The following is a 14,573-nucleotide window of genomic DNA, read 5'->3' as shown; positions in this document are numbered from 1 at the left end:
ACAACTCACTGACCGTTGAAAGCTAAAAGTTGAGAAAGACAGCGTGTTGGATTTCGTTTCACTCAGCCCAACCTACGTAAATAGACTTAAAGCCCTAGGCCTGCCATAAAATCATCATCGCCATCATCTTGTTCTACTGCTTTAGATGATTTTTCTTTGTCCGCTTTTTTACGTGCTTCGTTTTCAATTATGTCATCTGGGTCTAGTGCTTCTGCTATATCAAAGTCGTGTAATTTAATAAACTCTGTTTTATCCATCGCTAATTCCAAGTAAAAGATATTTTGTTTACTTGTGGTGAATGTAACGCGGCGGGCTTGCGGGCGATCCATGGTGGTATCTACCGATATTTGCACTTGCTTGTTTATTGCCATCATTTTTGGCTGGTTTTGCGTAATCGAGGTATGTAATTGCTCGCGTACTTTAGACGTAAAGTCGCCAACAATTTGATTCATCAACTCGCCTAATACGTTTGATACGTCGTCTGATAAATGGCTATGCGCTATTTCATCTTCTGGCATCCCCATGTTGCGCATGTAATCGCCATAAATTTCCATCGCCGCTTGCGAAGTAAAGTTGGTAATTACAAGCCCGGTAAAACCGCCGTCAAATAAAACAAAGCAGCCAATATCTGGTCGCATGCATGTACGCGTTATTTTTTGCACCATGGCTGAGTAGCTAATACCATTACCGCTGGCTGATGTGAGTACGCCTGTCACTGAATGACAAAGGGTTGCTAATATATCGTCTGTGCTGATGACCTTACTTTTGCTCATTTAATCTTCTCTTTTATACTTATTATTCATAATTCTAGTCAAGCTACTGAATTTATCACTGACTATCCAGTATAAAATGTTAAAATAGCGCCATTATTTACAAAGAGACTGCCTTCGTGACCATAAAAGACAGTATTTATGCCTCTGAGCAACAAGTAAAAGATTTTAGCTTTGACCAAAATGTAGTCGAAGTTTTTCCAGATATGATCCAGCGCTCTGTGCCTGGCTACGCAACTATTGTCAGTACAATGGGTAAACTTGCCGGTGAATACGCGCAAAGTAACTCAAATCTTTATGATTTAGGCTGCTCACTGGGCGCAGTCACGCTTAGCATGCGCCGTAACATTCGCACCGATAACTGCCATATAATAGCGGTAGATAACTCTCAAGCTATGGTTGAGCGTTGTAAGGTACATTTACAAGGTTTTAAATCAGATGTACCTGTTACTGTTACTTTAGGCGATATTAACGAACTTGAGATTCAAAACGCCTCAGTAGTAGCAATGAACTTTACGCTGCAGTTTATTCCGCATGCTCAGCGTCAAGCCGTGCTTGAAAAAATATACGCTAATTTAAAACCTGGCGGCGTATTGCTGTTGAGCGAAAAAATTAAAGCTGAAAACGAGCAATGCGATAATTTATTGATTGATTTGCACCACGACTTTAAACGACACAATGGTTACTCTGAGCTTGAAATAAGCCAAAAGCGTACCGCCATCGAAAACGTTATGCGCCCAGATACACTAAGCGCTCACTTTACTCGCTTACAAGATATTGGTTTTAGCCAAACTCAAGTGTGGTATCAATGTTTTAATTTTTGCTCAATGGTAGCAATTAAATAAAGAGAGTCATCCATGTCTCAATGGTTTAACCAATTTTACGCATCTATCGCACAAAGCCCACTTAGTCATTGGCTAGAAACCCTACCTGCACAATTAAAACATTGGCAGTTAGAGGCAAGCCATGGTGATTTACCTAAATGGCAAAAAGTACTTAAAAACTTACCAGAGGTGGCTACAACACATGTTGATATCTCTACTAAGGTAGAAATTGGCGCCTCAGGGGAGATGAGTGATGGCGAGCAAAAGCAAGCCATGCATTTATTAAAACGCATGATGCCATGGCGCAAAGGCCCATTTAGTGTGCACGGTATTGAAATAGACACAGAGTGGCGCAGTGATTGGAAGTGGGACCGCCTGCTGCCTCATATTGAGCCATTAAAAGGCCGCACCGTTTTAGATATTGGTTGTGGCTCTGGCTATCATTTATGGCGTATGCGTGGTGAAGGCGCAGAGTTTGTGGTGGGTATTGATCCATCAGATTTATTTTTATGTCAGTTTCAGGCAATTAAACACTACAACCCAGACGAAAATGTGCATTTACTGCCACTAGGCGTTGAAGCATTACCCGAGCTTAAAGCGTTTGATACGGTTTTTTCGATGGGCGTACTTTATCATCGTCGCTCACCTATCGACTTTTTAGCGCAGTTAAAAGCGCAGCTTCGCCCAGGCGGCGAACTCGTACTTGAAACGCTAGTAATTGAAGGTGACGAAAACACAGTATTAGTCCCTACTGATCGCTACGCTAAAATGCGCAACGTTTGGTTTATTCCAAGTACTGCAGCATTAAAGCTTTGGATGGAACGCGTTGGCTTTAAAGATGTGCAAATAAAAGATTGCGCTATAACCACGCTTGAAGAACAACGCAAAACCGACTGGATGGAAAACGAATCGTTAATCGACTTTTTAGATCCAAACGATACAAGTAAAACAATTGAAGGCTACCCCGCTCCACTTCGAGCCATATTAACCGCAAAAGCATAGCTGTTAATTTAACGCCTTTAATACTAAAAAAACGCCTACGGGCGTTTTTTTGTTTATTTAAACAACAAACAGCGGACAAGTGTCCTTGTTAATTATTTCAAAATTACATTTACGCTAGCCGCGACCTTGCAATTGTTGTAAAATACGCGCGTTTCTAAGCAACCCAAAACAACTATTTTGAGGAAAACCTGTGAGCGAACAAAAACAGTCTCTAAGCTATAAAGACGCGGGCGTAGATATCGACGCTGGTAATGCACTTGTTGAGCGTATTAAAGGCGTAGTTAAAAAAACTCGTCGTCCTGAAGTAATGGGCGGAATTGGTGGTTTTGGCGCACTTTGCGAAATTCCTGAAGGCTACAAGCAACCAGTATTAGTTGCAGGCACAGATGGCGTTGGTACTAAACTACGTTTAGCAATCGACTTAAAAAAACACGATACTGTTGGTATTGATTTAGTTGCAATGTGTGTAAACGACTTAATTGTTCAAGGTGCTGAACCCCTGTTTTTCCTAGATTACTATGCAACTGGTAAGCTAGATGTAGACACAGCAGCTGACGTAGTTACAGGTATTGGCAAAGGTTGTGAAATTTCAGGTTGTGCCCTAATTGGTGGCGAAACAGCTGAAATGCCAGGTATGTATGATGGTGAAGACTACGACATGGCAGGCTTTTGTACAGGCGTTGTAGAAAAATCAAAAATTATTGATGGAACAAAAGTAGCGGCAGGCGATCAGCTTATTGCACTTGCTTCAAGCGGTCCTCATTCAAATGGCTTCTCTTTAATTCGTAAAGTACTTGACGTGTCAAAAGCTGATACCAGCGCTGACTTTGAAGGTAAAACATTAGGCGAAACCTTACTTGAGCCTACGCGTATTTACGTAAAACCTTTACTTGAGTTATTCAAAAACGTTGACGTACATGCGCTTTCGCATATTACTGGCGGCGGTTTTTGGGAAAACATTCCACGCGTATTACCCGCTTCAGCAAAAGCTGTAGTTAAAGGTGATAGCTGGCAGTGGCCACCTATTTTTAACTGGTTACAAGAAAACGGTAATATTACTACACACGAAATGTACCGTACATTTAACTGTGGTGTAGGTATGGTTTTAGTAGTCCCTGCAGACAAACTTGAGCAAAGCTTAACAATGCTAAAAGACTTGGGCGAAAATGCATGGCACCTTGGTGAAATTCAAGATGCAGTAGCTGGCGAAGAGCAAGTTGAAATTGTAGGTGGTGCTAAGTAATGGCACCGACTCGTCTGGTAGTTTTAATCTCAGGTAGTGGCTCTAATTTACAAGCCATCATAGATGCCTGCGAACGTGGCGAGATAAACGGACATATAGCGGCTGTTATTAGTAATAAAGCTGACGCTTATGGCCTAGAGCGTGCAAAACAAGCAGGTATTGCTACAAAAGTGCTCAGTCATAAAGATTTTGACTCGCGCGAAGCGTACGATGCGCAATTAATGAACGTTATCGATTCTTTTATGCCAAATCTAGTTGTATTAGCTGGGTTTATGCGTATTCTTACTCCTGGCTTAGTGCAAAAATATGTTGGAAAAATGTTGAACATTCATCCATCTTTGTTGCCTAAGTATCAGGGGCTGAATACCCACCAAAGAGCAATTGATGCAAAAGACGATGTTCATGGCGTAAGTGTTCACTTTGTTACTGAAGAATTAGACGGCGGTCCCGTTATCCTTCAGGCGCAAATACCTGTACTCAAGGATGATACAGCAGAAACATTAGCAAAACGCGTGCATGAGCAAGAGCATATAATTTATCCTTTGGTGGTCAAGTGGTTCAGTGAACACAGACTTACTATGGAAGCAGATTATGCAGTTCTTGACAAAAAACAACTTCCTGCACACGGCGCGCACTACCCACAATAAAAAAATAAGTGCCCTGTTGTTATGTGCGGGCGCTTTACTTCCAACTAGCCTAATTGCAGGCGAATTGACCCAGTATCAAGCTAATTACGATATTTTACGCAAAGGTAAAAATCATGGTGAGGCTGTTCGTGAGCTCAAAAAAACGGGCGATGATACTTATGAACTAACATACCACAGCAATATTGAGTGGATGATCTTTTCTGATTCTCGTGAAGAAACATCAGAGTTTACCTTTAAAGATGGTAAGGTTACCCCGCATCATTACAATATGATCCGCACCGGTACAGGCCCAGATAAAGATTATAAGATTGATTTTGATACGACAAATAAGGTAGTGACTAGCAGCGCTAGCGAATACCCACTAAAATGCGAATGGACTGATGAATTTCAGGATGCTATTTCGTACCAAGTGCAAGTGCGCGAAGGATTGAAAAAAGGTGAAACGAGCTTTTCATTTCCGCTTATAGACAAAAAAGGTAATCGCCGCGACTACAACTTTGAAGTATCTGGCACCGAGATGATTTCGTTGCCTATTGGTAATGTAGAAGCCATTAAAGTAAAACGTTTATACGATAACGATAAACGCCAAGCGATTGCGTGGTTTGCGCCAGAAATGGATTACATGCTGGTACGTATGTGGAAAGGCGAAAAGGGTATGGAGCAGTTTGAAGTTCAAATGAATTCATTTACTGTTACTGCACCTACAGCTGTTGCGCCTGCTACAGCACAACAACCTCAAGAAGCTAACTAGCTTTAAATAAATCAGTAATAAAATAGGTGGGCTAAATTAGCTCACCCATCTTAAACAATGCAAATTCTCCCGGCTCCATTTTTTGCCAACGCTCATCGTTAGTTAATGGCCTTGTTGTTATTACCGTCACTACATCGTTTGGTGTGGTCTCTTGTTGAAAATCAACCACCATGTCGGCATCAATCAACGTTGCTTTACCAAATGGCGCACGGCGCGTTATGTAATGTAAGTTATTAGTGCAATACGCTAAAACAAACACCCCGTCGGTCAACAACATATTAAACACCCCTTTTTCACGCAACGTATGCGACAACTTAGCAGCGTATCTAAAAACCGACGCCATATTACTTGGACGCTTTGGGTATTTTTCGCGAATTTTATCAAGTAACCAACAAAAAGCGAGTTCACTGTCGGTGTTACCCACTGGGCGATAGTACTCTGTTTTTAAATCATGATAATTAGATAACTGCCCGTTATGAGCGTAAGTGATTTCACGCCCCCATAACTCTCGCGTAAAAGGATGAGTATTTTCAAGACATACTCGCCCGCGGTTACCTTGGCGAATATGGCTAATAACCGAGACACTTTTAATTGGGTATGCTTTAACGAGCTTTGCAATTTCAGATTGATAACTCGGCTCAGGATCTTTAAAGGTTCTACAACCTTTACCTTCGTAAAACGTAATGCCCCACCCGTCTTTATGTGGTCCCGTGTTCCCGCCACGCTCTAAAAGGCCTGAAAAACTAAAACAAATATCGGTAGGCACATTGGCTGACATGCCAAGTAATTCACACATTAATAAAATAACCCTTAAAAACCATACATTAAAATAAATAGCGTTATATTTGTGTATTAAGCGTACACTAATTTGCAGCCCGCTATAACGGCTATACTTACTTAAAAAATGTCATTTTGCTATTAGATTTATTTATTTTTACGTTAACACTACTTACGGTTAATGCTTTGACTATACGATAGTTATTGTGCGTTCCTCTGTCGGGTAATTAAATATCGTATTTAAGTTACTTTCTACTACAATTTAACATCGTTATGTACTTGAAAATTACTGTTACTAGCGCTACTCTAAGTGAGGTGGTCTGACCTCTATTAAGGAATAAAAATGACACTCATATTTACACTGGTTCTAATCGCGTTGCTTTGCACTGCGGTTTACCACAGAGCAAGTTGGAACACAGCACTTGGTGTTTCGGCTATAACTTTATTAATTGGTACCTTTGCGGGTGCTTTTGGTTTAATTAGCTGGTTGATCTTTTTGATCATCGCGGTTCCTCTTTCTGTTACTGGCCTTCGTCAGCAATATATCATCAAGCCAATTTTTGCTACGTTTAAAAAAGTAACGCCAAGCATGTCTGATACTGAAAAATCAGCTATTGATGCCGGTACAACGTGGTGGGAAGCTGACTTATTTTGCGGTAACCCAGATTGGAAAAAACTTCACCAATACCCAGTTCCTAAACTTACTATTGAAGAGCAAGCCTTTGTAGATGGGCCTGTTGAAGTAGTATGTAGCATGTTGGACGATTGGGAAGCAACTCATGAACTAACCGACCTTCCTCAAGATGTATGGCAATATCTAAAAGATAATAAATTCTTTGCCATGATCATCAAAAAAGAATACGGTGGTTTAGAGTTTTCTGCATTTGCACAGTCATGTGTACTTCAAAAACTAACAAGTAAATCAACATTGCTTTCGTCAATTGTTGGTGTACCAAACTCTTTAGGCCCAGGTGAATTATTACAGCACTATGGTACAAAAGAGCAAAAAGATCATTACTTACCGCGCTTAGCGAGCGGTCAAGAAATTCCATGTTTTGCATTAACGTCGCCAGAAGCGGGTTCTGATGCAAGCTCAATTCCAGACTACGGTGTGGTGTGTAAAGGGCAATGGAATGGCGAAGAGGTTGTGGGTGTTAGTTTAACGTGGAATAAGCGTTACATTACACTTGCCCCAGTTGCTACCGTACTTGGTCTGGCGTTTAAATTACAAGATCCAGACGGCTTAATTGGCGACAATAAAGAGCCAGGCATTACCTGTGCACTTATTCCAACGGATACTCCTGGAGTTGAAATTGGTCGTCGACATTTCCCGCTTAACGTACCATTTCAAAATGGCCCTACTCGCGGTAAAGACATTTTTGTACCACTTGATTACATTATTGGTGGTCCAGATATGGCTGGTCAAGGCTGGCGCATGTTGGTTGAATGTTTATCGGTTGGTCGTGCAATTACGTTACCGTCAAACTCTGCCGGTGGCATTAAAATGATTGCTATTGCGACAGGTGCTTATAGCCGAATTCGTCGTCAGTTCCGTTTACCTATTGGTAAAATGGAAGGTGTTGAAGAGTCACTAGCAAAACTTGCTGGTTACGCTTACAGCTCTGATGCTGCGGTTAGTATGTCTACGGGTGCGGTTGATTTAGGCGAAAAGCCATCGGTTGTTTCTGCCATTATTAAATACCACCTGACAGAGCAAATGCGTGATGCAACTATTCATGCAATGGATGTACTTGGCGGTAAGGGCATCATGCTTGGGCCAAATAACTATTTAGGTCGTGGCTATCAAGGTGCACCTATTGCCATTACCGTTGAAGGTGCAAACATCTTGACCCGTAATATGATTATTTATGGTCAAGGTGCGATTCGCTGTCATCCATTTGTACTTACCGAGCTTGGTGCGTGCGAAATTGAAGACCGCGAAGAGGCGCTTAACGTATTTGATAAAGCGCTAATGGGTCACATTGGTTTTACTATGTCGAACCTTGTACGTACTAAGTGGCTTGCTCTTACCGGCGCTCGTTTTACAAGTGTGCCGTACAACGACGAAACCGCTGAATTTTACCGTATAGCGTCACGCTTTAGTGCATCACTTGCACTTATGTCTGACATTAGCATGGCAGTATTTGGTGGCTCACTAAAACGTAAAGAACGTATTTCAGCACGTTTAGGTGATTTACTTAGTTACCTATACTTAGTATCTGCAACGCTTAAGCGTTACAACGATGAAGGCCGTAAAAAAGAAGATTTTGCTCTAGTAAAATGGAGTTGCCAAGATCACCTTTACCATTGCCAACGTGCACTTGCTGATTTAATTAATAACATGCCTTCGGCTCCACTACGCGCCGTGTTAAAAGTATTGTTATTCCCGTTTGGTCGCCCTGTTCGTAAACCAACTGACCAACTTGAGCATAAACTAGCACAACTACTACAAGTACCTAGCGAAACGCGTAACCGTTTAGCAAGCTACGTATACCTAACAAATGAGCCACTTAACCTTGTAGGTCGTCAAGAGCAAACCCTTAAAGACGTCCTTGATGTTGAGCCATTATTTGAAAGAGTATGTAAAGAAAAAGGCCTTAAACTGCCATTCTTTCAGCTTGATAAAGTAGCGCAAATGGGGCTTGAAGCAGGCATTTTAAGCCAAGCAGAGGCTGACAAGCTAGCTGCTGTTGAGCAATCTCGTTTAGATGTTATTAACGTTGATGACTTTGACCCGGCTGATTTACTTGCAGGCAAAGCCGCGCGTAATAGCGTTAAAAAAGAAGCTAATGCCGCTTAATTAACTAAGTAAGCATTTGAATACTAAAAGCCAGCGCCTAATGCGCTGGCTTTTTTGTGTAAAATAAATTTTTATATATCAAATCGCACATATCAAGCAATCAAATACTCGACGATAAGTGTAAATTAGCGCTTAGTTATCAATCGCTTCCATGCTAAAACTATGCCTGTATACACTAAAAAACATGCGAGCAATGATGCCAAACCAGCTAATGTTTGCCCTAAAAAACCAAAGTATTCACCGGTATGTAAAAATCGAGATGTTCCCCATGCTTGATCGCCTCGCGTCCAATCCGATTTTTTTAACGTTTTAATTGCATCACCAGTGCGAGTATCTAAAAATAATGAATACGCATATTCTTGGCGATTCCCGATACTGGTATCAATATAAAAACGTGCTTCGTGTTTTTTGTCACCTAATTCTAACCACATTGAATACCAATCAGCAGCACCATTATTAATTGCATGTACTTTAGCTTGTTGAAATAAAGTATCGTACAGTACTTCATCAGCCGATAAATCTAATACTGGTAGATGCTTTTCACGCTCCGGTACACTTTGTCCAAATGCGCCGTACAGTGCCTTATTTGCCCAATCAAAATGAAACAAAGTAGCCGTTAATGACAAAATGAGTAAAACCGGTAAACACCAAATTCCAAAAACTAAATGCCACTGCCTATTTCGATGATGTGATGATTTGTAACTCTTTGCTAGTAATAAATATCCTTTTAATGCAGAGCGGTTAAATCGCTTTGGTAACCACAGATAAGCACCCGATAGTAATAAAAAGATAAAAAATAGATTAGCGTAGCCATTTATATTTTTACCAATCACCTGCGAAGCGCCATGCAGTAATAAATAACGATGTATATCAGTTACAACGTGAAAAAAGTCAGCCGCTAACCCCTCTCCTTCACGAAGCACGTCTCCTGTATAAGGGTGTAATAAGTAGCTATGCTTTCCAGCCCAGGCAGGAATGGCAGCCCCTTCTCGATTAACCCAACGAATATAAATATGTGATTGACTCGGATGCGATTTTCGCAAAATATCCACAACATCATCAGTCGATAGTCGCTGTTGAACATAGGTGTTATTTACAGTAAATCGCATTTCATCTAGCTCAACAATCTGTCGTTCATAGGTTAATAGAAAACCCGTGAACGACATGCTAAAAATAAATAAACCGGCGATTAGACCTATAATTAAGTGGACCCAAAAGACCCACTTTTTAAACAATTTTAAGAACATAAAATAAGTTACTTATTCTTAAAACTGATAAGAAATCGATAAGCGAATATCGCGCCCAGATTCGTATGGACCAACAACAGTGCCAAATACTTCACTGTAATCACCCACACTTGAATGATCGATATATAACTCATTAAATAAATTAGTAACAGCAACATTAAATAATAATGCATTCGTCACATTCCACTGCCCATATAAATCAACAGTGGTATAGCTTGGTTTATTTAGGGTATATAAAGAATCGGTCCAACCAAGGTCAACAGCTTGATGAAGAGTATTAATATCGAGTGAATCGACTTTAGTTACACTAAAACCAACCTTTGCATCAGTGTTAATGTCGTAATCAACGCCAGCAACCCATGTATTGCCTCTGCTATTCCCTAAACCGACAAACTCATAGCCATTAATATCAATTGCATCATAACTTACACTGTACAACCCATCACGTGGGTCAAGCTCTGTATCAGTAGCTGAAAATCCAATGAAGAAATCAAATGAATTTAAACGATATGCTAGGTCAAACTCAAATCCTTTAGTCTCTAACGTGCCTATATTGTTATAAACCGAGTTTCCTTCATACCCTTCAAATATCACATCATCTAAAGACGAATTATAAATACTTGCCTTAGCGGATAAATTTTCATTAGTGTACGTTATGGATGCTTCAATATTAGCTACGGTCTCAGGTACTAAACTTTCATCCGCTACTGGAATATCTGAACCGTCATATAAATATCCATCAATGGTAAAGCCATCACCTATTTGCTTACCACGCGCGGCTTCAGCATATCCAAGCCCTACTGTCCAAGCATCATTAATGTCGTATGCTAAACCGATATTAAAACTCAGTTCATTGTCATCTAAACTCGATGCGCTTTCTGTAATTGCAGTGCCGTAATATTCATCTAATAAGATGTCTTGTTTAAACTTATAACTATCAAAACGCACCCCATAACTCAGTAAAAGTTGTGGAGTAATATCACTATAACCTTGTGCATAAACACCCAGTACACTGCCTTGTTCTGAATTTTCTTTTGCACCTGCTGCAGACCCACTCGATACTTCATCATTTCTATAATCAACGCCATAAACAAATTTATGTTCATCAATAATACTTGTATTACGAATATCTAAGCCATATGTGTCAATGTCAGCAAGCCAAGCAAATCGGCCGCCATTAAAAGATGATTCGGTTTTGTATGCTGTCGCCTCTAAATACAATAAGTTATTGTGAGAAAATATATAATTAGCAACGTAAGTCTCTCGCTCTGCTTCACTTGGATACAAAGCATCACCTTCTTGTACCGCCCAGTTAGGGCGTGCTGAAAAATCCCCTTCTTCGTCGCGTTTTTCAATACTTATCGACAAATGATGATTATCTGCTAACTCACCACTGGCTTTAATAAACATCATATCTTGATCGGCGGCCGTACCATAAATAGTATCGCCATCACCATCTTCCATGTTCTCGCGATCCACAGTACTGAAATACCCTAGTACGCCCCATGTATCACTTAATTTACCGTATACACTGGTGCTTAAACGCGTACCGTCATTTGAAAAGTAACTTGCTTTAACACGTCCACCAAATTGTTCACCTTGATTAAGTAAGTCTTGCGCGTCTTTAGTTTTAAAGCGGATAGAGCCGCCAATCGCACCAGGACCACTTGTTGCTTCGCCGGCACCTGCTTGCACATCGATTTGTTGCAGTAGGTCTGGATCTATTGTTACACGACCAATATGATGAAATAACGTTGATGTTTGCTGTGCACCATCAACCGTTATATTTAATAAAGAATCTTCAACACCACGAATATAGATCTTTTGTGCAACGCCTACCGAGCCACCCACACTAACAGAAGGTGAATGTCGAAAAATGTCAGCCAGATCACTTGCTTGATATTGTTCTATTTCTTCAGCTGTAATACTCAAATTAGTTGCAGAACCAACTACAGATATTTTTTCAACAGACGCTGTATTTTTAGCAAGTTCTTGCGCGTATATAGGTGAACTAAATGATGCACAAATAGCACTCATTAGGGCTAATTTTTTCAAGGGGGACGCTCCTTCCCAATTACAAATAAGAAGAATTATCATTTTCTTTTAATGAAAAGTATAGCAACTTTACATTTGTTACATTTAGGATATATACAAAGACGTGTTAGGTGCAATCTATTTTAGTTGCCTAAAAACATGTAAGTAACGGCGTGAGCAGGACGAGAAAGCGTTGCTCAGTTTTACAAGCAAACAATATGAAATGTAATTTATACACCTTTAGGAACCGTTACAGTCATTACTAAACCACCTGCAGTATCATTTTTAGCAAATACTGTTGCAGCAATCGCATGTAATTGTCTTTGTGCTAAAGCAAGCCCTAAACCAAAGCTATCACTGTTGCATGAGCGAGCTGAATCAATCCGGAAAAAAGGTCTAAAAATAGTATTTAAATGCTCTTTAGGTACTCCTGGACCTTGATCTGCAATAATAATTTTATATTCATGTTTATAATCAATGAGGCTAATCCGTACTTTTTTATTAATGGGTGTGTAACGTAGTGCATTTCTAAGTATATTCTCCAGTGCTTGACCTAATGCTCTGTGATTACTGTTTTCAATATAGGCTTGATTAGGTAAGTCAGCAAAAATCAGTTTATCTGGATACTCAAAACGCCCATCTTCAATGAGGATTTCGAGTAAATCGACTAAATCCAAAGATTCAATGCGCAACTGAGGTGACTCGTTATCTAACCAAGATAAAGTAAGCGTGTCATCTACTAACTTACGGATGTGCTGTGACTCTTTGTGAATACGCTCTAATTTGATTTGCGTGTCTTCTACACCCTTTTCTCTGTGAGTGAGTAAATTGTCAGTTGCTATATCTAAGCGTGTTAAAGGTGTTCTCAACTCGTGAGACAGATCAGTTAGTAATACACGTTGATGCATAATCTGATCACTGATCCGCTCTGCCATTAAATCAAATGTTTCAGCTAACTGGGATAGTTCATCATTGCGTGAGCCCAGCTGCTCTCGAACTCTGACACTAAAGTCTCCTTTGCTAAATGCCCTACTTGCTAAGTCGAGTTCTTTAATAGGATGCATAATATGGCGATATAACACAATAGATAAACACACCAATATCAGCATTGGCAATAAAACTTGTAACGACAAACGTGTTAAATTCCAAAGTGATCCTGGACGCATTCTTTGCGGTAACTGCACAACAAGGCTAGTTGCACCATCTTTAAAAGGTAATTGCATAACGGGTGCATGCTCAAAATACAGATGGATTTTCCAATCAATACTTCGCCCCAAGTTATACCCTGTATACTCATAACGATGAGAGCGATTACCTGCTAACTCAACCACATTGGCTTTAGCAATCACAGCCCAAATTCTCTCTTGTTGTTGTAAATCATCAACCCAACGCTCAAGCTCGCTCATAGCGCCTTGATCAAATATAACCTCAGCCTTTTTTTGCCAATTGATTAACTCTTCTCGACTTGAGTCATTTAGCATGCTCATATCATTTTCAAAATGATTAACCGCGACATTAATTAAATAAAACATCGCAACAACACCAGTACCAATAATTAAGCACAGCTTCCAAAATAAACGTCGTGTCATTTAATACAGTACCCTTGCCCATGCACAGTGTGTAAACGGCTGCCATCCCAGCCGGCGTTATTTAATTTTTTTCGTATACGACTCATATGCATATCTAAACTACGATCGTACTGACTGAAACGCTTGTTAAGCGCCACTTGATATAAAAAAGGTTTTAACAGTATTTGTTCTTGGTTTTTCATTAAAATTTGCAGCAAGGCAAACTCAATAGGCGTAAAAGCTAATAGCTCACAATGCAGAAAAACCTGCTGGTGTAGGCTATCTATTTCAAGTCCATCAATATTAGCAATGTAAGGGGTATTTGTGTCTTGTTTAAAAACGCGCCTTAGTACTGAATCTACGCGTAGTAATAATTCTTGGCTATTAAACGGTTTTGCTAAGTAATCATCTGCACCAGCTGATAAACCTAAAATACGCTCTTCTTCAGCATGTTTTGCCGATACAATTATTACAGGGGTGTTATTACAACTACGTAAAATATTAAGTACTGCTAAACCGTCTTTTCCCGGCAACATAACATCTAATAAAATAAGACTAAAACGTTGAGCAACCGCTAAATCAAGCGCTTGATCACCATCAAAACACTGTGTAACAGAGTACCCTTGGTTAGCTAGTAATTCAGTAATTTGATCATTAAGTAATGTATCGTCTTCAACAACTAAAATATCAAAATCAAATTTGTTGCGTTGATAGCCCTGTGGTGCAGACATAGAAAGCCATAATTTTTATAGTATTAAAACAAATTAAAGCAAATGATAATACAAATCAATATCAAAAACGGTGCGCAGGAAAAAAGTTAACTATTTGAGTGTTTTGAGTGTTTTGAGTGTTTTGAGTGTTTTGAGTGTTTTGAGTGTTTTGAGTGTTTTGAGTGTTTTGAGTGTTTTGA

General features: G+C 39.9%; 12 protein-coding genes. 6 read left to right on the top strand and 6 right to left on the bottom strand.

Translation table 11 applies throughout. From position 1 onward, the window contains the following. Positions 1–86: 86 nt before the first annotated feature. Entirely contained in the window at positions 87–773 is a 687-nt protein-coding gene (locus WNY98_RS18420) for a DUF3334 family protein (protein WP_002959987.1), read from the bottom strand. A 116-nt stretch (positions 774–889) separates the two neighbouring features. Between WNY98_RS18420 and cmoA the strand changes: the two genes are divergently transcribed. The 5 genes from cmoA (at position 890) to WNY98_RS18395 (ending at position 5,237) form a co-directional block, all read left to right on the top strand. Beyond that, on the top strand, positions 890–1,615 hold the full coding sequence (gene cmoA / locus WNY98_RS18415; RefSeq protein WP_007378000.1) for a carboxy-S-adenosyl-L-methionine synthase CmoA: 726 nt from the start codon (positions 890–892) through the stop codon (positions 1,613–1,615). Positions 1,616–1,627: 12 nt separating this feature from the next. Next, on the top strand, positions 1,628–2,596 hold the full coding sequence (gene cmoB / locus WNY98_RS18410) for a tRNA 5-methoxyuridine(34)/uridine 5-oxyacetic acid(34) synthase CmoB (RefSeq protein WP_076924398.1): 969 nt from the start codon (positions 1,628–1,630) through the stop codon (positions 2,594–2,596). Between the two features lie 190 nt (positions 2,597–2,786). Next, positions 2,787–3,839 carry a phosphoribosylformylglycinamidine cyclo-ligase gene (gene purM, locus WNY98_RS18405; RefSeq protein ID WP_342878609.1) on the top strand — a complete coding sequence of 351 codons (1,053 nt, stop codon included), beginning with the start codon at positions 2,787–2,789 and terminating at the stop codon, positions 3,837–3,839. Beyond that, positions 3,839–4,486 carry a phosphoribosylglycinamide formyltransferase gene (gene purN, locus WNY98_RS18400; protein WP_002959994.1) on the top strand — a complete coding sequence of 216 codons (648 nt, stop codon included), beginning with the start codon at positions 3,839–3,841 and terminating at the stop codon, positions 4,484–4,486. The genes purM and purN overlap by 1 nt, the downstream gene beginning before the upstream one ends. A gap of 16 nt (positions 4,487–4,502) precedes the next feature. Further along, positions 4,503–5,237, top strand: a complete 735-nt coding sequence (locus tag WNY98_RS18395; RefSeq protein ID WP_076924399.1) for a DUF3108 domain-containing protein — start codon at positions 4,503–4,505, stop codon at positions 5,235–5,237. Between the two features lie 31 nt (positions 5,238–5,268). On the opposite strand, the gene WNY98_RS18390 is transcribed toward WNY98_RS18395, so the two are convergent. Continuing rightward, a complete protein-coding gene (locus tag WNY98_RS18390) occupies positions 5,269–6,033 on the bottom strand; it encodes a class II glutamine amidotransferase (protein WP_024597920.1) in 765 nt (254 codons plus the stop codon). Positions 6,034–6,357: 324 nt separating this feature from the next. Here WNY98_RS18390 and fadE point away from each other — a divergent pair, with 324 nt between their 5' ends. Continuing rightward, a complete protein-coding gene (gene fadE, locus WNY98_RS18385) occupies positions 6,358–8,814 on the top strand; it encodes an acyl-CoA dehydrogenase FadE (protein WP_182749678.1) in 2,457 nt (818 codons plus the stop codon). Positions 8,815–8,939: 125 nt separating this feature from the next. On the opposite strand, the gene WNY98_RS18380 is transcribed toward fadE, so the two are convergent. The 4 genes from WNY98_RS18380 to WNY98_RS18365 all read right to left on the bottom strand — a co-directional run bounded on the left by WNY98_RS18380 (position 8,940) and on the right by WNY98_RS18365 (position 14,394). Next, positions 8,940–10,061: a PepSY-associated TM helix domain-containing protein gene (locus WNY98_RS18380; RefSeq protein WP_342878608.1), complete on the bottom strand. Its 1,122-nt coding sequence runs from the start codon at positions 10,059–10,061 to the stop codon at positions 8,940–8,942. 18 nt (positions 10,062–10,079) lie between these two features. Continuing rightward, the gene (locus tag WNY98_RS18375) at positions 10,080–12,116 is read right to left on the bottom strand and encodes a TonB-dependent receptor (protein ID WP_182716731.1); all 2,037 of its coding nucleotides are present in this window, start codon (positions 12,114–12,116) and stop codon (positions 10,080–10,082) included. Between the two features lie 209 nt (positions 12,117–12,325). Next, entirely contained in the window at positions 12,326–13,684 is a 1,359-nt protein-coding gene (locus tag WNY98_RS18370; RefSeq protein ID WP_342878607.1) for a histidine kinase sensor domain-containing protein, read from the bottom strand. Next, positions 13,681–14,394, bottom strand: a complete 714-nt coding sequence (locus WNY98_RS18365; RefSeq protein ID WP_342878606.1) for a response regulator transcription factor — start codon at positions 14,392–14,394, stop codon at positions 13,681–13,683. The genes WNY98_RS18370 and WNY98_RS18365 overlap by 4 nt, the downstream gene beginning before the upstream one ends. Positions 14,395–14,573 lie beyond the last annotated feature (179 nt).

The organism is Pseudoalteromonas sp. AS71 (assembly GCF_038900275.1).
In the GTDB taxonomy this organism is placed as follows: Bacteria; Pseudomonadota; Gammaproteobacteria; order Enterobacterales; family Alteromonadaceae; genus Pseudoalteromonas.
Note: the sequence above shows the minus strand (reverse complement) of the source record. Positions and strands in the feature narration are given on the sequence as shown.

Bases quoted from the DNA above. Each gene is read 5' to 3' on its own strand.
- WNY98_RS18420 (WP_002959987.1), bottom strand. From the start codon at position 773: ATGAGCAAAAGTAAGGTCATCAGCACAGACGATATATTAGCAACCCTT.
- cmoB (WP_076924398.1), top strand. From the start codon at position 1,628: ATGTCTCAATGGTTTAACCAATTTTACGCATCTATCGCACAAAGCCCA.
- purN (WP_002959994.1), top strand. From the start codon at position 3,839: ATGGCACCGACTCGTCTGGTAGTTTTAATCTCAGGTAGTGGCTCTAAT.
- WNY98_RS18390 (WP_024597920.1), bottom strand. From the start codon at position 6,033: ATGTGTGAATTACTTGGCATGTCAGCCAATGTGCCTACCGATATTTGT.
- fadE (WP_182749678.1), top strand. From the start codon at position 6,358: ATGACACTCATATTTACACTGGTTCTAATCGCGTTGCTTTGCACTGCG.
- WNY98_RS18380 (WP_342878608.1), bottom strand. From the start codon at position 10,061: ATGTTCTTAAAATTGTTTAAAAAGTGGGTCTTTTGGGTCCACTTAATT.
- WNY98_RS18370 (WP_342878607.1), bottom strand. From the start codon at position 13,684: ATGACACGACGTTTATTTTGGAAGCTGTGCTTAATTATTGGTACTGGT.
- WNY98_RS18365 (WP_342878606.1), bottom strand. From the start codon at position 14,394: ATGTCTGCACCACAGGGCTATCAACGCAACAAATTTGATTTTGATATT.